Origin of the sequence: Enterobacter sp. BIDMC93 (assembly GCF_001037805.1) — a bacterium.
In the GTDB taxonomy this organism is placed as follows: Bacteria; Pseudomonadota; Gammaproteobacteria; order Enterobacterales; family Enterobacteriaceae; genus Enterobacter; species Enterobacter hormaechei_C.
The window spans coordinates 2,008,953-2,026,317 of record NZ_KQ089962.1 but is presented as its reverse complement, the minus strand read 5'-3'; the positions used below and the strand labels follow the sequence as shown (position 1 = coordinate 2,026,317).

The 17,365-nt window shown below is 56.3% G+C and carries 15 protein-coding genes and 1 tRNA gene; 8 read left to right on the top strand and 8 right to left on the bottom strand.

Annotated features, from left to right (window positions below; genetic code table 11):
- The first annotated feature begins 1 nt into the window (after position 1).
- Complete coding sequence (gene yejF / locus SK58_RS09605) at positions 2-1,591, top strand: microcin C ABC transporter ATP-binding protein YejF (protein WP_048219752.1); 1,590 nt, start codon at positions 2-4, stop codon at positions 1,589-1,591.
- A 3-nt stretch (positions 1,592-1,594) separates the two neighbouring features.
- On the opposite strand, the gene SK58_RS09600 is transcribed toward yejF, so the two are convergent.
- From SK58_RS09600 to rsuA, 3 genes are all read right to left on the bottom strand, one after another.
- Positions 1,595-1,939, bottom strand: coding sequence for a YejG family protein (locus SK58_RS09600; RefSeq protein WP_003859372.1), 345 nt, complete (start codon positions 1,937-1,939; stop codon positions 1,595-1,597).
- 276 nt (positions 1,940-2,215) lie between these two features.
- Positions 2,216-3,415, bottom strand: coding sequence for a Bcr/CflA family multidrug efflux MFS transporter (locus tag SK58_RS09595; protein ID WP_003859373.1), 1,200 nt, complete (start codon positions 3,413-3,415; stop codon positions 2,216-2,218).
- A 15-nt stretch (positions 3,416-3,430) separates the two neighbouring features.
- Positions 3,431-4,138, bottom strand: coding sequence for a 16S rRNA pseudouridine(516) synthase RsuA (gene rsuA, locus SK58_RS09590; protein WP_017383401.1), 708 nt, complete (start codon positions 4,136-4,138; stop codon positions 3,431-3,433).
- A gap of 151 nt (positions 4,139-4,289) precedes the next feature.
- Here rsuA and SK58_RS09585 point away from each other — a divergent pair, with 151 nt between their 5' ends.
- Positions 4,290-6,050 (top strand): DEAD/DEAH box helicase, encoded by a 1,761-nt coding sequence (locus tag SK58_RS09585; RefSeq protein WP_015572299.1) that lies wholly within the window; start codon positions 4,290-4,292, stop codon positions 6,048-6,050.
- Between the two features lie 125 nt (positions 6,051-6,175).
- The gene (rplY, locus tag SK58_RS09580) at positions 6,176-6,460 is read left to right on the top strand and encodes a 50S ribosomal protein L25 (protein WP_015572298.1); all 285 of its coding nucleotides are present in this window, start codon (positions 6,176-6,178) and stop codon (positions 6,458-6,460) included.
- A gap of 51 nt (positions 6,461-6,511) precedes the next feature.
- On the opposite strand, the gene yejK is transcribed toward rplY, so the two are convergent.
- Positions 6,512-7,519 (bottom strand): nucleoid-associated protein YejK, encoded by a 1,008-nt coding sequence (yejK, locus tag SK58_RS09575; RefSeq protein ID WP_017693031.1) that lies wholly within the window; start codon positions 7,517-7,519, stop codon positions 6,512-6,514.
- Between the two features lie 134 nt (positions 7,520-7,653).
- Here yejK and SK58_RS09570 point away from each other — a divergent pair, with 134 nt between their 5' ends.
- The 3 genes from SK58_RS09570 (at position 7,654) to SK58_RS09560 (ending at position 9,811) form a co-directional block, all read left to right on the top strand.
- Complete coding sequence (locus SK58_RS09570; protein ID WP_001135586.1) at positions 7,654-7,881, top strand: YejL family protein; 228 nt, start codon at positions 7,654-7,656, stop codon at positions 7,879-7,881.
- A gap of 19 nt (positions 7,882-7,900) precedes the next feature.
- The gene (gene yejM / locus SK58_RS09565) at positions 7,901-9,661 is read left to right on the top strand and encodes an LPS biosynthesis-modulating metalloenzyme YejM (protein WP_047717195.1); all 1,761 of its coding nucleotides are present in this window, start codon (positions 7,901-7,903) and stop codon (positions 9,659-9,661) included.
- Positions 9,662-9,734: 73 nt separating this feature from the next.
- Positions 9,735-9,811 (top strand) — tRNA-Pro (locus SK58_RS09560).
- A 66-nt stretch (positions 9,812-9,877) separates the two neighbouring features.
- Here SK58_RS09560 and SK58_RS09555 read toward each other — a convergent pair.
- Positions 9,878-10,138: a DUF2534 family protein gene (locus SK58_RS09555; RefSeq protein ID WP_006811332.1), complete on the bottom strand. Its 261-nt coding sequence runs from the start codon at positions 10,136-10,138 to the stop codon at positions 9,878-9,880.
- Between the two features lie 202 nt (positions 10,139-10,340).
- Here SK58_RS09555 and eco point away from each other — a divergent pair, with 202 nt between their 5' ends.
- A complete protein-coding gene (eco, locus tag SK58_RS09550) occupies positions 10,341-10,850 on the top strand; it encodes a serine protease inhibitor ecotin (protein ID WP_032609713.1) in 510 nt (169 codons plus the stop codon).
- A gap of 134 nt (positions 10,851-10,984) precedes the next feature.
- Here eco and mqo read toward each other — a convergent pair whose 3' ends face one another.
- Complete coding sequence (mqo, locus tag SK58_RS09545; RefSeq protein ID WP_017383406.1) at positions 10,985-12,634, bottom strand: malate dehydrogenase (quinone); 1,650 nt, start codon at positions 12,632-12,634, stop codon at positions 10,985-10,987.
- Between the two features lie 187 nt (positions 12,635-12,821).
- Here mqo and SK58_RS09540 point away from each other — a divergent pair, with 187 nt between their 5' ends.
- On the top strand, positions 12,822-14,117 hold the full coding sequence (locus SK58_RS09540; RefSeq protein WP_026094285.1) for a SulP family inorganic anion transporter: 1,296 nt from the start codon (positions 12,822-12,824) through the stop codon (positions 14,115-14,117).
- Here SK58_RS09540 and mgtE read toward each other — a convergent pair.
- Both mgtE and SK58_RS09530 read right to left on the bottom strand, forming a co-directional pair.
- The gene (gene mgtE, locus SK58_RS09535) at positions 14,080-15,516 is read right to left on the bottom strand and encodes a magnesium transporter (protein ID WP_017693027.1); all 1,437 of its coding nucleotides are present in this window, start codon (positions 15,514-15,516) and stop codon (positions 14,080-14,082) included. The genes SK58_RS09540 and mgtE overlap by 38 nt on opposite strands.
- A gap of 140 nt (positions 15,517-15,656) precedes the next feature.
- A complete protein-coding gene (locus SK58_RS09530) occupies positions 15,657-17,300 on the bottom strand; it encodes a multidrug ABC transporter permease/ATP-binding protein (protein ID WP_017693026.1) in 1,644 nt (547 codons plus the stop codon).
- Positions 17,301-17,365: the final 65 nt, after the last annotated feature.

Sequence of the window (17,365 nt, the reverse complement as noted above, 5' to 3'; positions counted from 1 at the left end):
CATGACCCGGCCTCTTCTGAGTATAGAGAACCTGTCGATTGCGTTTTCAAAACAGGGCGAATCACGCACGGTGGTGACGGATTTATCGTTGCAGATCCAGCGCGGAGAGACGCTGGCGCTGGTCGGGGAATCCGGCTCCGGTAAGAGCGTTTCGGCGTTGTCGGTGCTGCGCCTGCTCCCTTCCCCGCCGGTCAGCTATCCGCAGGGGGATATTCTGTTCCATGGACAATCGCTGCTGAACGCTGACGAGCAAACCCTGCGCGGCATTCGTGGCAACACCATCGCCATGATTTTTCAGGAGCCGATGGTGTCGCTCAACCCACTGCATACCCTGGAAAAACAGCTCTATGAAGTGCTGTCACTTCATCGGGGAATGCGTAAAGAGGCAGCGCGGGGTGAAATTCTGGACTGTCTTGAACGCACCGGTATCCGTAATGCGGCGAAACGGCTGAACGATTTCCCGCACCAGCTTTCCGGCGGCGAGCGCCAGCGCGTGATGATTGCAATGGCCCTGCTCACGCGCCCCGAACTGCTGATTGCCGATGAACCTACTACCGCGCTGGACGTCACGGTACAGGCACAAATTCTGCAACTGCTGCGCGAACTGCGCGACGAGCTGAACATGAGCCTGCTGTTTATTACGCACAACCTGAGCATCGTGAAAAAGCTCGCTGACGCGGTGGCCGTGATGCAAAACGGCCGCTGCGTGGAACAGAACCGGGCATCCGCCCTGCTGAGCGCGCCTCAGCACCCGTATACACAGCGCCTGCTCGATAGCGAACCCGCTGGCGACCCGGTTCCGCTTAACGCTGACAGCGCGCCGTTGCTGAGGGTTGAGGGGCTGTCGGTGTCATTCCCGATCCGCAAAGGCATTTTGCGTCGCGTGGTCGATCACAATCATGTTCTGAAAGAGATGAGCTTCGCTCTGCGTCCGGGCGAATCGCTTGGGCTTGTGGGCGAGTCCGGTTCAGGCAAAAGCACCACCGGCCTGGCGCTGCTGCGCCTGATCGCCTCTCAGGGAAGCATTGTTTTTGACGGCATGCCGCTGCAAAACCTGAATCGCCGGATGATGCTTCCCGTGCGCCCGCGGATGCAGGTGGTATTTCAGGATCCAAACTCTTCGCTTAACCCGCGCCTGAGCGTATTACAGATTATTGAGGAGGGCCTGCGCGTCCACCAGCCGACCATGACGGCGCAACAGCGTGAAATCGACGTGATGCGGGTGATGGCGGAAGTGGGTTTAGATCCCGAGACCCGGCACCGGTATCCGGCTGAGTTTTCCGGCGGACAGCGCCAGCGTATAGCGATTGCCCGCGCGCTGATCCTGAAACCGGAGCTGATCGTGCTGGACGAGCCAACCTCTTCCCTGGACCGCACCGTGCAGGCGCAAATTCTGGCGCTGCTGAAGGGGCTACAGGAAAAGCATCGGCTGGCCTATATCTTTATCAGCCACGATTTACAGGTGGTGCGTGCGCTTTGCCATCAGGTGGTGGTATTGCGGCAGGGAGAAGTCGTTGAGCAGGGAGAGTGCCAGCGCGTATTCACCGCGCCGACGCAGGATTACACGCGCCAGCTATTGTCCGCTGACTAGCACTCAGAAAGGATATTGACCGGAGAACGGCTCGGCAATGGCCACGCCGAAGTTTTTCAGACGACAGGTGGCGGCAAACTCATCCTGGCTGTTAACAAACAGGCACGGCTCACCTTCGCATTCCAGCACGGAGCTGTCCACTTCGATGTCCGTCAGCGCCTGGCTGAGACGTTCCATGACCGGCCACGCATTTTCATCGCTCGGGCTGAGCAGTTTGAGGGCCACCAGACAATTATCCTCCCCGGCAACGCTTTGCGGAATCGGTTCAACTTTCGAACCTGCAAAACCCGTCGACCAGCGATAGCTCTGGGGCAAGCGATGGACAATGGAGAGTTGTAATGTATTCACGTTCAGATCCCCGGAAGCAAATTTACTTCACAATTTATTTACATTTATAGTAACACATCATCGCCAACCTGCACTGTTTAGCGGATTTTATAGGCGTTGCAGGCTCGCATCGGCGCTATATGTACCCGTTTCTGCGATCTAACTCAACCTTTTTAAATACAATGATGTGACTTTTTACATAAATAGATTTTACATAAAAGAAACAAACACAGGGTAAACGAACGGAGGGTTGGTTGATATGGGTCAACAAAAAGGCCCGTCACGGGCCTTAAGTGGTCATTTATGCGCCGTCTTTCGCGGCCGGCTGGCGTAAAGATAGAAGAGAATGGAGCAGGTCGCGCAGAGGGCAATCGCCCACAGCATCGGCCAGGCGGTATTAAACGTCGCCGTCGAGAGCAGCGCCCCGACTATCGCGCCAATTCCGAAACGGAACGTTCCTGCCAGCGACGAGGCGGTGCCCGCCATATGCGGAAATTCGTCGAGGATCACCGCCATCGCGTTGGATGAAACCATCGACACGCAGCCGACAAACGCCGCCACGCCCACCACCAGCGCCCAGAAACCGACGCCCAGCAACGCGCTCAATACCAGCCAGATAGCCATCACGAACTGGATCCACAGCCCGGCGCGGAACATATTCAGCGCCCCAACCCGCCGGACAAAGCGGCTGTTGATAATGGTCATCACAAACAGGAACACAATATTCAGCGCGAAGTAGTAACCAAAATGCTGGGGTGACACATGGTTCAGTTCGATGTACACAAACGGCCCCGCGCTCAGGAACGAAAACATTCCGGCAAAGCTGAAGCCGCTGGCCAGCATATAGCTCAGCACACGCTTATGGCGAAACAGCGAGGCAAAGTTGCCAAGCGTGGTGCGAACGTGGAACTTCTGACGTCGCTCGACCGGCAGCGTTTCATCGATAAAGACGAAGATCATCACCGAGGCCAGCAGCGCGGCAATCGCCAGGATCCAGAAAATCGCATGCCAGCTGAACCACACCAGGACCGCCCCGCCCACCATGGGGGCGACCAGCGGCGCAATTGTCGTGACCAGCATGACGAACGACATCATGCGTGAGAACTCTTCCTTCGGGTAGACGTCGCGCATCAGCGCGTTAATCACCACGCTTGCAGCAGCAGCCGCCAGGCCATGGAAGAAGCGCATCACAATCAGCTGATCGATACTCTGCGCCAGCGCGCAGGCCACCGCCGCCGCGGCAAATATCAATGTCCCGCCCAGGATAACCGGTTTACGCCCCAGGCTGTCGGCCATTGGGCCATAAAAGAGCTGACCGAGGGCAAAACCAAGAATGTAGGTGCTGAGCGTCATCTGCGCGCTGCCTGCCGGTACGCCAAACTGCGCGGAAATCACCGGCAGCGCGGGCAGATACATATCGATAGACAGCGGCATCAGCATGGCCAGCAGGCCAAGGATAAATACAATTTTAAACGACGAGTGTGGCCTGGTGGTCACAGGGTTCTCCTGAATTTAGCGTGAAGGCAGCCCGACGCTGGCAATCTCTTCTTCCGTCAGCGGGCGATATTCCCCTGGGGCCAGGTCTGGATCGAGTTCAATCGCGCCGATACGTTCACGATGCAGCCCCACAACGTGGTTGCCCACGGCGGCAAACATCCGCTTCACCTGATGGTAGCGGCCTTCACTGATGGTCAGACGGACGTCCGTGGGGGTGAGGATTTCCAGCACCGCCGGTTTGGTCAGATCCTTTTCATTATGCAGCTGAACGCCTTTCGCGAATTGCTCTGCCGTGTCATCCGAGACCGGAGACTCAAGCATCACCCGATAGGTTTTCTCACAGTGATGGCGCGGGGAGGTGATGCGGTGCGACCACTGGCCGTCATCGGTCATCAGCACCAGGCCGGTAGTATCGATATCCAGTCGCCCTGCCGCATGCAGCTTGTGCGCCACAGGTTCGTCGAGGAAATAGAGCACCGTCGGGTGATCCGGATCGTCCGTTGAACAGACGTAACCTTCCGGTTTGTTGAGCATGAAGTAGCGCGGGCCATTCTGCTGGGTCAGCGGGTTGCCGTCATACTCCACCTGGTGCTCAGGCTGGAGTTTAAAAGCGCTGTCTTTCACAATGTCGCCGTCCACGGTTACGCGGCTGGCGCGAATTTCACGCCCGGCAATAGCGCGGCTTACGCCGAGTTGCTGAGCGATAAACTTATCAAGTCGCATGAAATCTTTTTAGCCTTAATGGTGCTGGAAGTCGGACTACGCGTCCGAAAAAGAAGCAGTCAGAAACAGTTCAGTATAATGGTCTGGTTGCGCCACTCAAGGGAAAAAGTTTCGTGGCATACTATATGCGAGTTAACTGAATAGAGAAGCCATGACGTTCACATTACGCCCCTATCAGCAGGAAGCCGTTGATGCCACCCTCGCCTGGTTTCGCAAGCATCGGGAGCCCGCCGCCATCGTTCTCCCGACCGGAGCCGGTAAAAGCCTGGTGATTGCCGAACTGGCGCGCCTGGCCCGCGGACGCGTGCTGGTGCTGGCGCACGTCAAAGAGCTGGTGGCGCAAAACCACGCCAAATATTGCGCACTCGGCCTGGAGGCCGACATTTTTGCCGCCGGACTGAAGCGCAAAGAGAGCCACGGAAAAGTGGTGTTTGGCAGCGTACAATCCGTTGCGCGCAACCTGGAACTGTTTCGCAGCGAGTTTTCCCTGCTGATTGTCGATGAGTGTCACCGCATCAGCGATGACGACGACAGCCAGTATCAGCAAATCCTCACTCATCTGAAAAAGGTGAATCCTCACCTCCGTCTGCTTGGCCTCACCGCCACGCCGTTTCGTCTGGGCAAGGGCTGGATTTATCAGTTTCATTATCACGGCATGGTGCGTGGCGATGAAAAGGCCCTGTTCCGCGACTGTATCTATGAGCTTCCGCTGCGCTACATGATCAAGCACGGCTACCTGACGCCGCCGGAGCGGCTGGATATGCCCGTCGTGCAGTACGATTTCAGCCGCTTACAGGCGCAGAGCAACGGGCTGTTCAGCGAGGCAGATCTTAACCATGAGCTGAAAAAACAGAAGCGGATCACGCCGCATATCATCAGCCAGATTGAAGAGTTCGCACAAACGCGCAAAGGGGTGATGATTTTTGCTGCCACTGTCGAACACGCGCGCGAAATTACGGGGCTGCTGCCCGCCGACGACGCGGCGTTAATTACCGGTGAAACCCCCGGCCTGGAGCGCGACAGCCTGATTGAGGACTTCAAAGCTCAGCGGTTCCGCTATCTGGTGAATGTCTCCGTACTAACCACCGGCTTTGACGCCCCGCACGTCGACCTGATTGCGATTCTTCGCCCGACGGAATCCGTCAGCCTGTATCAGCAGATTGTTGGCCGCGGGCTGCGTCTGGCGCCGGGCAAAACCGACTGTCTGATCCTTGATTACGCCGGTAACCCGCACGATCTCTATTCGCCGGAAGTCGGCACGCCAAAAGGCAAGAGCGACAACGTGCCCGTTCAGGTTTTTTGCCCTGCCTGCGGGTTTGCCAACACCTTCTGGGGGAAAACCACCGCCGACGGCACGCTGATCGAACATTTTGGCCGCCGCTGTCAGGGCTGGTTTGAAGACGATGAAGGCCATCGCGAACAGTGTGACTTCCGCTTCCGCTTCAAAAACTGCCCGCAGTGCAATGCCGAAAACGACATTGCCGCCCGCCGCTGTCGGGAGTGCGACACGGTCCTGGTCGACCCGGACGACATGCTGAAAGCGGCGCTGAAGCTGAAAGATGCGCTGGTGCTGCGCTGTTCCGGCATGGCCTTACAGCCCGGCGCGGATGAAAAAGGCGAGTGGCTAAAAATTACCTACTACGACGAGGATGGCGCAGACGTCAGCGAGCGGTTCCGGGTCCAGACGCCCGCCCAGCGCACCGCGTTCGAGCAGCTCTTTATCCGCCCGCATACCCGCACGCCTGGCGTGCCGCTGCGCTGGATAACCGTGGCCGATATCGTGCGCCAGCAGGCGTTACTGCGCCATCCTGATTTTGTTGTCGCCCGTAAAAAAGGGCAGTTCTGGCAGGTGCGTGAGAAGGTCTTTGACTATGAAGGACGCTTTCGCCGGGCAAACGAATTGCGCGGTTAACGGGACTTTTCGTTGATGCGCGAGCCATTTGAGTATAAAATGCCGCCCGCTTCACATCCGTGAGGCAGAACACTCACCTGCTGCTGGGTCGCCTGTAGTAGGGTTTTAAATACAGAGAGAAATCAATGTTCACTATCGAAGCAGAAGTACGTAACGTGCAGGGTAAGGGTGCGAGCCGCCGCCTGCGTACCGCAAACAAGTTCCCGGCTATCGTTTACGGTGGCGAAGCTGCTCCAGTTGCTATTGAACTGGATCACGACAAAGTATGGAACATGCAGAACAAAGCTGAATTCTACAGCGAAGTTCTGACCATCGTTGTTGACGGTAAAGAAGAAAAAGTGAAAGTTCAGGCTGTTCAGCGTCACGCGTTCAAGCCAAAACTGACTCACATCGACTTCGTTCGCGCGTAATCGCAAACCTGTCGAGAAAAACCCCGCGTTTGCGGGGTTTTTTTATGGCTGTTACTTACCGCCTGAAGTGCGACGCTGAAGCTGGTCGCGCAGATTCGGCGGTGTGCCTTTAATGGTCAGCGTGTCGGTGGCCGGGTCCCAGAAGATACGTTCCCCGAGCAGCATGGCATCAAAGTTAATGGTTAACCCACCGCCGCTACCGGCAAATTTCGTCAGCTGACGCAGCGTACTGCGATCCGCCGGGAAGCTCTCTTCCAGCTCATAGCCTTTTTCCGCAGTAAATTCCTGGAAGCTGACTTCGCTGACACCTGCCAGCTCTTTGGACAGCGACTCCAGCTCAATCTCTTCTCCAGCCTGTAGCTGCTCGTTGCAGTAGCTGTAAACCTGCTGACGCACGGTCTGACGCTCAGATTTATCAAGCTGCGCCTCAGCCGTAAAGTCATCCACCGCCTGGAGGAGACCTTTGTTCTGCGCTTTGGCATTCAGCCCTTCGCTGGCGCCGAGGAAGTCCATAAAGAAATCCGCCACTTTGCGGCCCACGCGGCCTTTAAGGAAGGTCAGATAGCGCGTTGATTCCGGGTTGGTTTCCCATTCGGTTAAATCGATACGCGCCACAATATCCGCATGGTTGATATCCAGGTAGTGCGTTGAGCTGATATCCAGCTGCTCGTTCACGCGCATACTGCTTAAGTTATTCAGCACGGTGACCAGCAGATACTCTACCGCCAGATAGCGGTAGTGGCAGAACAGGACGATACCGCCATCGGCGAAGGGATATTTCGCCAGCTCGTCACGCAGACGGCCAGTAGCAGCGCGGCTGAATGCCAGGAAATCCTCTTCGCCCTGACGTTGCAGGCGCAGGCTATCCGCCAGTTCGCTCTCTTCGCTGAACAAGCCATAGGCTTTATTTTTCGCGCTGTAGACGCGATGCAACTCCGCCATCATCTCGACAACGGTAGGCGTTGGTTCCAGTAACGAATCGCGCAGCACCACTTCAAGGGTTTGCTCATCACGCTTGATAAGCTGGTGCAAGGCAATCTGGTTGATTTCCAGACTCATGATAAACTCTCCTTTTAGACCGGGCGGTATTCAACCACCACCAACGCATGTGTGCAACAGAAGATAAAAAAGGGGAAAAAAAGCTGTTGCTACGGTAATATGTCGCCCTTCTCTCAACAAACTGATTTTGATTTATGCCACAACATTCCCGCTACAGTGACGAACACGTTGAACAATTGCTCAGTGAGCTGGTCAACGTACTGGAAAAACATAAAACGCCAACCGATCTCTCCCTGATGGTTTTGGGAAATATGGTTACCAACCTGATCAATACCAGCGTTGCTCCGGCTCAGCGTCAGGCGATCGCCAAATCTTTCGCCCAGGCTTTGCAGTCCTCCGTTAGCGACGACCAGGCACACTAAGGGAAACGAACAACAGTTTATGGTGACGAATCGTCAGCGCTACCGTGAAAAAGTCTCCCAGATGGTCAGCTGGGGGCACTGGTTTGCCCTGTTCAACATTCTGTTGGCGATGGTGCTCGGCTGCCGTTATCTGTTTGTGGCGGACTGGCCAACCACGTTAACCGGGCGCATCTACTCGTGGATGAGTCTTGTTGGTCACTTTAGCTTTCTGGTCTTCGCCACCTATCTGCTGATCCTGTTCCCACTGACGTTTATCGTCATGTCGCAGCGGCTGATGCGCTTCCTGTCCGCCATTCTTGCGACGGCGGGCATGACGCTGTTGCTGATCGACAGCGAAGTCTTTACCCGCTTCCACCTGCACCTGAATCCTGTCGTCTGGGAGCTGGTGATTAACCCGGATCAGAACGAGACCGCGCGCGACTGGCAGCTGATGTTTATCAGCGTGCCGATTATCCTGCTGATCGAAATGCTGTTCGCCACGTGGAGCTGGCAAAAACTCCGCAGTCTGACCCGACGCCGCCATTATGCGAAGCCCGTCGCGGCGCTCTTTTTCGCCTCATTTATCGGTTCGCACCTGATGTATATCTGGGCAGATGCGAACTTCTACCGCCCGATTACCATGCAGCGCGCGAACCTGCCGCTCTCCTATCCGATGACGGCGCGTCGTTTCCTCGAAAAACACGGCCTGCTGGACGCGCAGGAGTATCAGCGTCGTCTGGTCGAACAGGGTAATCCGGAAGCGGTCAGCGTGCAGTATCCCCTGAGCGATCTGAAATATCGCGACATGGGCCGCGGTCAGAACGTGCTGCTGATTACCGTCGATGGCCTGAACTATTCCCGCTATGAGAAGCAGATGCCAGCGCTGGCTGAATTCGCTGAGAACAACATCGTATTCACTCAGCATATGAGCTCCGGTAATTCGACCGACGCGGGTATTTTCGGCCTGTTCTACGGCATTTCACCGAGCTATATGGACGGCGTGCTGTCGGCCCGTATTCCGGCGGCATTGATTACCGGGCTTAATCAGCAGGGCTACCAGCTGGGGCTGTTCGCCTCTGATGGTTTCAACAGCTCGCTGTACCGCCAGGCGCTGCTGTCTGATTTCTCACTGCCCGCCGCGCAGAGCCAGTCTGACGATCGGACCGCTGACCAGTGGATAGACTGGCTGAAGCGCTATGCGCAGGAAGATAACCGCTGGTTCTCCTGGGTTGCGTTTAACGGCACAACGCTTGATGACAGCAATCAGAAAGGCTTCGCGCGCCGCTATAGCCGTGCGGCGGGCGATGTCGATGCGCAGATCGGCCGCGTGCTGACCGCCCTGCGCGACGCGGGCAAGCTGGATAATACGGTCGTGATTATCACGGCGGGGCATGGCGTGCCGCTCGGCGAAGAGGCGAAGGGCATGGAGTGGTCGCGTCCGAACCTGCATGTTCCCCTGGTGATCCACTGGCCGGGCACTCCCGCGCAGCGCATCAACATGCTCACCGACCATAAAGACGTCATGACCACGTTAATGCAACGGCTGCTGCACGTCAGCACACCGGCAATTGAGTACTCGCAGGGACAAGACCTCTTTAGCGCCACGCGGCGTCATAACTGGGTCACGGCTGCTGGCGGAAACACGCTGGTGGTGACCACGCCGACGTTGTCCCTGGTGCTGAACAGCAATGGCAATTACCAGACGTATAACCTCGAAGGTGAGAAGCTGAAAGACCAGAAGCCGCAGCTCAGTTTGCTGTTGCAGGTGCTGACAGACGAGAAGCGCTTTATCGCTAACTGATTATTTATGAATCAGTTAGCGTTGCTTGCCCCTTGCATTCAAAAAGGAATCGAGTAGTATTCCTTTTATGCGTCGGCACGTAGCGCAGCCTGGTAGCGCACCGTCATGGGGTGTCGGGGGTCGGAGGTTCAAATCCTCTCGTGCCGACCAAAACTACACAAAAAAACCAGCCGCTTATGGCTGGTTTTTTATTGCCTGTCTCCGCATGCGCAATGCTTAGTGTTTTTCACGCCCACCGAGAAAGAAAATCCCCAGCGGAATCGCCAGCAGGACGGTGAACACCAGGCTGTAAACAAAGATCATCGCCGATTGCAGGACAAACATGCTGGTTGTCCAGGCAGAGAGCGGGATGTTGTACTGCTCAATCACACCGACAATGGTTGCTCGCCCCACGCATGCAGCAGCAATCATAAACACAACCAGTAACGCCAGCAGGAACTTGCGGCCTTCAGGTGTCTTCAGTTTTTCCCGTACCATCTCCCCTCCCTTTACAGATGAATAACAATAATTAACGCGTAAAATAACACGATTGCCGCATCGACTCCAACACAGCATTAAACACCAATAAATGAACATAAAAGCAGTGCATTACTCCATTTAAAATGAAAATATGAGTAAATTGTGCCAACTATTCACGTGCTATATGTTAGTCTTTCCAGGATCGTTTTAACAAAAAGGAATGACAGTGAAAAACGCACCTAAATTTGCCATCGCCCTCATCGCCGCTGCGTGCGCCAGCAGCAGTGCTTTCGCCAGCGAAACCCAGAAAGAGCAGCCGCTGGAAAAAGTTGCTCCGTATCCGCAAGCGGACAAAGGGATGAAGCGCCAGGTTATTCAGCTCCCGGCTCAGCAGGATGAAGCAAATTTCAAAGTTGAGCTGTTAATCGGCCAGACGCTGGAAGTGGATTGCAACCAGCATCGCCTGGGCGGCCAGCTGGAAAGCAAAACGCTGGAAGGCTGGGGCTATGACTACTATGTCTTCGACAAAGTAACCTCGCCAGTCTCCACCATGATGGCGTGCCCGGACGGCAAGAAAGAGAAGAAATTTATTACCGCGTATCTGGGTGATAACAGTCTGCTGCGCTATAACAGCAAGCTGCCGATCGTCGTATACACGCCGGAAAACGTGGATGTGAAATATCGCGTATGGAAGGCGGATGAGACGGTAGGACAAGCGGTAGTTCGTTAATAATAAGTCGGGTGGCGCTCTCGCTTACCCGACCAGGAAAGGGTGCGTTCTGGTGCCCTCACCCCAACCCTCTCCCACCGGGAGAGGGAGAAAACACTAAAAACGGTAACGGATGTTACCGTTTTGCGTTTACCTTACAGCGCGATATCCGCTACCGGCTTGCTTTCCACCTGAGGCTTCAGCTCTGCCTTTGGCGCAGCATCAGCAGCCTGCGGTTTGACGTATTGCAGTTGCAGAACGCGGCTGGTGTATTCCAGCTCTTGTTCCGTGGCTTCAACGTTACCGTTCAGCTTCGTACCGTAGGATGGAATAATGGTTTTCAGCTTCGCCTGCCATTCCGGACTGGATACTTTGTCCTTAAACACTTTTTCCATCAGGTGCAGCATGATTGGCGCAGCGGTAGACGCCCCCGGAGATGCCCCCAGCAGCGCGGCAATGGTGCCATCCTTGTCGCTTACCACTTCGGTGCCCAGACGCAGCACGCCGCCCTCTTTCGGATCGCGTTTGATAATCTGCACGCGCTGACCCGCCTGCCACAGACGCCAGTCTTCTTTCTTCGCCTGCGGATAGTACTCTTTCAGCGCCTCGAAGCGTTCTTCATCAGAGAGCATCACCTGGCTAATCAGGTATTTCACCAGATCGAAGTTATCCAGCCCCACGTCCATCATTGGCTTAACGTTTGACGTCGTGGTCGCGCTCAGCAGATCCCACAGGGAACCGTTTTTCAGGAATTTGGTGGAGAATGTGGCAAACGGCCCGAACAGCACTACGCGCTTACCGTCCAGCATGCGGGTGTCGATATGCGGAACGGACATCGGTGGTGCGCCCACAGAGGCCTGACCGTACACTTTAGCCAGATGACGGTTAACCACTTCCGGGTTTTCCGACACCAGGAACTGGCCGCCGACCGGGAAGCCCGCGTAGTCGTCCGCTTCCGGAATACCGGACTCCTGCAACAGTTTCAGCGCCGCGCCGCCCGCACCGATAAACACGAACTTAGCCTTAATCACATGCTCGGCTTCGTTGTTTTTCAGATCGGCAACGGTCACGCTCCAGCTGTTATCCGCGTTGCGCTTGAAACCACGCACTTCGGAGCTGAGTTGCAGGTTAAAGTTCTCTTTTTTCTTCAGAGAGGACACCAGCTGACGGGTGATTTCACCGTAGTTAACGTCAGTACCAATTTCAGTGCGGGTCGCCGCTACTTTCTGGTTCGGATCGCGGCCTTCCATGACCAGCGGCGCCCACTCTTTGATTTGAGCGTGATCTTCAGAGTATTTCATCCCGCGGAAAAGCGTGCTCTGTTGCAGGGCAGCGTAGCGCGCGCGCAGGAAGTTGACGTTTTGATCGCCCCACACAAAGCTCATGTGCGGTACGGTGTTGATGAAGGAGTGCGGATTGTGCAACACACCGCTGTTCACCTGGTGAGACCAGAACTGACGTGAGATCTGGAACGCTTCGTTGATCTCTACCGCCTTCTCGATACTAATGGAACCGTCCTTTTTCTGCGGCGTATAGTTCAGTTCCATGAGTGCCGAGTGCCCCGTCCCGGCGTTGTTCCAGCCGTTAGAGCTTTCCTGTGCCACGCCATCGAGGCGCTCGACCATGGTCATGGACCAGTTCGGCTCTAATTCCTGAAGATACGTTCCCAGCGTGGCGCTCATGATGCCGCCACCAATTAAAAGGACATCCGTTTCCTGCTCTTTTGGTGCGTCAGCCTTCGCCGCCATCGAGACGACGTTCAGCCCCACGGCCAGAGAAAAGAGCACGGCAGTCATTTTTTTCATCATTTATGCCTTAGTTGAATAGTGCTTGATGCGTGGAAATTACAGGTGAAACACGCTGCGGTGGCACGGTAGCAACTTTTAAATATTGTTTAAAGGTTACGAAATTATTGTAATTGTGAAATTTAATGATGGATTGTTTGTAGGGATTTGGCAGACAGGCTGGCACCCGACGATTTTCCTGGCTATCATGCTGCACTTTGTGATCGCGCGCACGGAAGCCTGCCCCTACCAGCGAATTGTTATGTCATTACCCCACTCGTCTGTACCTCAAGAAGGCCATGTCGCCACTGTTTTACGTTCGCCTCACCGTCTGATGCGCGAAACCCTGGCCGGTGTGATTACCGCGCTGGCGCTGATCCCGGAAGTGATTTCGTTTTCCGTGGTCGCGGGCGTGGATCCGAAAGTGAGCCTTATCGCCTCCGTGGTGCTCTGTTTCGCCCTTTCCCTGCTCGGCGGGCGTCCGGCCATGGTGACGGCGGCGGCAGGTTCCGTCGCGCTGGTGATTGGGCCGATGGTCCATCAACACGGCGTACAGTACATTCTGCCCGCAGTGATGATGGCAGGCGTGATTCAGATCCTGTTCGGCGCGCTGGGTATGGCGCGGCTGATGCGCTTTATTCCCCAGTCGGTGATGACCGGGTTTGTTAACGCCCTTGGCATTTTGATTTTCTTTGCCCAGGTGCCCCATTTCTGGAGCCGAAGCCCGCTGATTGTGGGCCTGTTCGTGCTGACGCTGCTGATTGTGCTCTGGGTGCCACGCTATATCAAAAGCGTGCCCTCCCCGCTGATTGCCATTGTGCTGCTGACTTTGTTCACCGTCACCAGCGGGCAAATCCTGCCGACGGTAGGGGATGCAGGTTCCATGGGCGGCGGTTTGCCGGGCTTTACGCAACTGCTGGTGCCGCTCAATCTGGAAACCCTGAGCATCATCTGGCCGTGCGCGCTAAGTATCGCTTTCGTTGGCCTGCTGGAATCCTTGTTGACGGCAAAACTGGTGGACGAGCTGACCGCTACCCCCTCCAGTAAGCGCCGCGAGAGCATCGGACTGGGCGTGGGCAATATTATGGCCGGGTTCTACGGCGGCATTGCGGGCTGCGCGATGATTGGGCAGACCATCGTTAACGTGGAGATGGGGAAAGGCAGAAGCCGTATCTCCACCCTTGCGGCGGGCATCGTACTGCTGGTGCTGGTTACGGCGCTCAGCGAGGTGATGGCCAAAATTCCGATGGCGGTACTGGCGGGAATTATGGCCATTGTGGCCGTCAAGACCTTTAGCTGGCATAGCGTTCAGCCCGGAACGCTGAAAAACGCGCCGGTGGCTGAAACCGTCGTGATGCTGGTGACGGTTGTGGCAACGGTTTTCACCGGCAACCTGGCGATTGGCGTGCTGGGCGGGATTGTGATGATGTTCATCCTCCCTGCCCGACTTAAGCAAAAAGCGCTGGCTACAGAAGAAAAATCGTCGCCAGTCCAAGAAAAATAAAGAAACCGCCGGTATCGGTAATGGCGGTGATCATCACGCTCGATCCCACCGCGGGGTCGCGCCCCAGCCGGGTCATGGTCAACGGGATAATCACGCCCATCATCGCCGCCACCAGCAGATTCAGCACCATCGCCAGCATCATGACCCCGCCCAGCGCCATATCATCATACAGCCACCAGGTAATGCCGCCCATGATGCCGCCCCAGACCAGGCCATTAATAAGCGCGACGCCCATCTCCCTGAAAATCAGCCACGAGAAATTACCCGGCTGAATGTTTTCCAGCGCCAGGGCGCGAACGATCATGGTGATAGTCTGGTTACCGGTGTTCCCGCCGATCCCCGCCACAATCGGCATCAGCGACGCCAGGGCCACCAGCTGGGAAATGGTATGTTCGAAGCCGTCAATAACGCGGGACGCCACGAACGCGGTGCATAAATTGATGGCGAGCCACGCCCAGCGCGTTTTGACGGCCTTGCCGACGGAGGCATGAACGTCATCTTCGGCACTGATCCCGCCAAGGGCACGCAGGTCGTTATCGGTCTCTTCATAGACCACGTCAACGATCTCATCGATGGTCAGACGCCCCATCAGCTTGCCCACCGAATCCACCACCGCCGCGCTCACCAGGTCATCACGTTCGAAGGTACGCGCCGCTTTTTCGGCATCGTCTTCCGGCGAGAAGACCATCGGCTCGGTTTCCATGACCTCACTCACCCGCTGCTGGGTGCTGCTCAGCAGGATCGTTTTCAGCTCCAGCTCCCCGAGCAGAGTTTTATCCCGCGAGGTGACGAACAGTTTATCGGTGTTGTCCGGCATACTGCCCAGGCGACGAAGATAGCGCTGCACCGTACCCAGGGTGACGTCCGGGCGCACGGTGATGACGCCAAACTCCATGATCGCGCCGACGCTGTTTTTCTCGTAGTGCATCACCTGACGCACGCGCGCCCGCTCTTCAGCAGGCAGGGAAGCCAGCAGGCGTCCGGTCAGGTTGCGCGGAAGATGCTGAACGAGGTAAATCTGCTCATCGATATCCAGCGTTTGCAGGGCGTCAAGGATGTCCCGGTCGCTCATCTCATCGATAAGGTCATCCCAGACGTTTTCCGAGGCTTCAAGCAATACCTGACCGCGCTCGTGATCCTGCACCAGCCGCCACAGGGCGTGGCGCTCTTCGGAAGGCAATGCCTCCAGGGTGTCCGCCAGGTCCGGGGGCGGTAAATGTGCAACCAGCGCACCTACCTCAGCAATATCGTCGGCCAGCGTGCCGACATCATATTGCTCAGCCAGGGTTAGCTTACCCAATAACGTTGACGTAACCGCTTTATCGGTCGTCAGGAGCCAGATGAGCCGCGCACGCTCCTGGTCACGCTGCCTGGCGCTGTTTTTCTTTAATACCGACATCAATCATAAATCCATTAAATGAGTTGGCGTTAAGCATAGCGCGGGGATATGTAAATAAGAATAAACGGCGGGTCGGGATGGAGAAAAAAACGGCATATATGAAAAATTAGTGTGCCGGGCGCCACCCGGCACAATTGCAATCAGGCCGTACGCGCCACCGCGTCCCGTGAGGCCGCATCGCGCTCATCGCCGGTCAGCTCGCTCAGCTTGCCGTCGCGCATCTCCAGCAGACGATCGGCGTGAATGAAGTAGTGATCGTCATGGCTGATGGCAAAAATGGTTTTTCCCATCGCCTGCATCAGCGGCAGCAGGACCTGATAAAACTCGCGACGGAAGTGCGGGTCCTGATCGGCGGCCCACTCATCCAGCAGGATGATGTCGCGCTCTTCGGCCAGCGCCAGCAGCAGCGCCACGCGCTTCTTCTGCCCTTTCGACAGCTTGAGATTCAGGATTTTGCCATCCTGTAGCTCCAGCTTGTGCGACATTTGCAGGTGCGCAAGCCACTTCTCCACCAGCGCCGGATCCGCCTGCTGCCCATCCGGGCCCAGCAGCCGGTCAAACAGCCAGACGTCGGTAAATACCGCCGAGAAGAGCTTGCGGTAGTCCTCCGGTTTCTCCGCGCTCAGGGCTTTACCATCCAGCAAAATTTCACCCGCCTGCGGCTGGTAGAGGCCCGTCAGCAGCATCGCCAGCGTGGATTTGCCGCTGCCGTTGCCGCCGATAAGGAACAGCAGTTCGCCGCGATGAATGGTCAGGTTTATCGGCCCTACGGAGAAGGCGTTATCCTGATAGCGGAAGGTAACGTTACGCAGCTCCAGCGTTTGCCAGTTCGGAAAGGCCTGCGGGCGCGGGAACTCAGCCTTAAACGGCGCAAGGTCGAATTTCTTCAGCTTGTTGAAGGCAACCTGAGCGCTCAGCAGCGTCGGCAGTGCGCCAACGGCCGACAGCAGCGGCGTGCGTAAAAACAGCAGCGTCAGGGAGTAGGTTGCCGCCACATTGGTATCCGCCCACCCCAGGCTGTTCGCCATCCAGAACACCAGGCCAATCGCGCCCAGCATCATGATGTTGGACCAGTTCACGGCGCTCAGGTGGAACGTATCGGCGCGGATAATGTGATGACGATATTCGTGCGCATCCGGGATATAAAGATGGTTGAAGATATGCTCGGCACGCTCGCGGTTCAGCGTCAGCTCTTTGCGCCCTTCCAGCACCGTCTGATAATCGTTATAGAGCTTGTCTTCCGTTTCGCGCAGCACTGCCATGTGCTTATAGACGCGTGATACCAGCAGGAACCCGCCCCAGATGGTAATAACAATCCACAGCGCCGTTACCGCCAGCATTTTGCTGGAGAGCCAGGCGAGATAGGCTGCCGAGCCAAATGTCAGGATGATCCCCTGCACCAGCTCCGGCAGGCGCACAAAGGCGATAGTAATGGCGCGCACATCGCTGGTCAGCCCCGCCAGCAGAGAGGCACTTCCCAGCTGCTCGATGCGTTCCACCTGAGTATCAAGGATCCGTTTGATGAACTCACTGCGCAGACGGAAAACGAAATGGTGGCCGAGGGCGGTCAGCGCCAGCTGTGACCCGAGCGTGACTGCCATCAGCAGCAGCAGTAAACCCAGAAATTCCGGCAGGACGGAGAGTGACGTGTCGACCATTTCGATCAAACGCACGTTAATGAAGGCAATCAGGCCGATCCCCAGCGCCGCGCTGGCAAGGCTTAACGCCATCACCGCGATAAAAGGCCAGCGATACTGCCGCCAGACAAGAAGAAGTAGTTGCATGCAGAGCAATCCGGACAAGAAAAATCAGCCAGCAGTGTAAACTGCCTTTCACACACATCAAGAAT

Excerpts from the sequence above, each read along its gene's own strand:
- yejF (WP_048219752.1), top strand. The coding sequence starts at position 2 with ATGACCCGGCCTCTTCTGAGTATAGAGAACCTGTCGATTGCGTTTTCA.
- rsuA (WP_017383401.1), bottom strand. The coding sequence starts at position 4,138 with ATGCGACTTGATAAGTTTATCGCTCAGCAACTCGGCGTAAGCCGCGCT.
- SK58_RS09585 (WP_015572299.1), top strand. The coding sequence starts at position 4,290 with ATGACGTTCACATTACGCCCCTATCAGCAGGAAGCCGTTGATGCCACC.
- rplY (WP_015572298.1), top strand. The coding sequence starts at position 6,176 with ATGTTCACTATCGAAGCAGAAGTACGTAACGTGCAGGGTAAGGGTGCG.
- yejK (WP_017693031.1), bottom strand. The coding sequence starts at position 7,519 with ATGAGTCTGGAAATCAACCAGATTGCCTTGCACCAGCTTATCAAGCGT.
- SK58_RS09570 (WP_001135586.1), top strand. The coding sequence starts at position 7,654 with ATGCCACAACATTCCCGCTACAGTGACGAACACGTTGAACAATTGCTC.
- yejM (WP_047717195.1), top strand. The coding sequence starts at position 7,901 with ATGGTGACGAATCGTCAGCGCTACCGTGAAAAAGTCTCCCAGATGGTC.
- SK58_RS09555 (WP_006811332.1), bottom strand. The coding sequence starts at position 10,138 with ATGGTACGGGAAAAACTGAAGACACCTGAAGGCCGCAAGTTCCTGCTG.
- eco (WP_032609713.1), top strand. The coding sequence starts at position 10,341 with ATGACAGTGAAAAACGCACCTAAATTTGCCATCGCCCTCATCGCCGCT.
- mqo (WP_017383406.1), bottom strand. The coding sequence starts at position 12,634 with ATGAAAAAAATGACTGCCGTGCTCTTTTCTCTGGCCGTGGGGCTGAAC.
- SK58_RS09540 (WP_026094285.1), top strand. The coding sequence starts at position 12,822 with ATGCTGCACTTTGTGATCGCGCGCACGGAAGCCTGCCCCTACCAGCGA.
- mgtE (WP_017693027.1), bottom strand. The coding sequence starts at position 15,516 with ATGTCGGTATTAAAGAAAAACAGCGCCAGGCAGCGTGACCAGGAGCGT.
- SK58_RS09530 (WP_017693026.1), bottom strand. The coding sequence starts at position 17,300 with ATGCAACTACTTCTTCTTGTCTGGCGGCAGTATCGCTGGCCTTTTATC.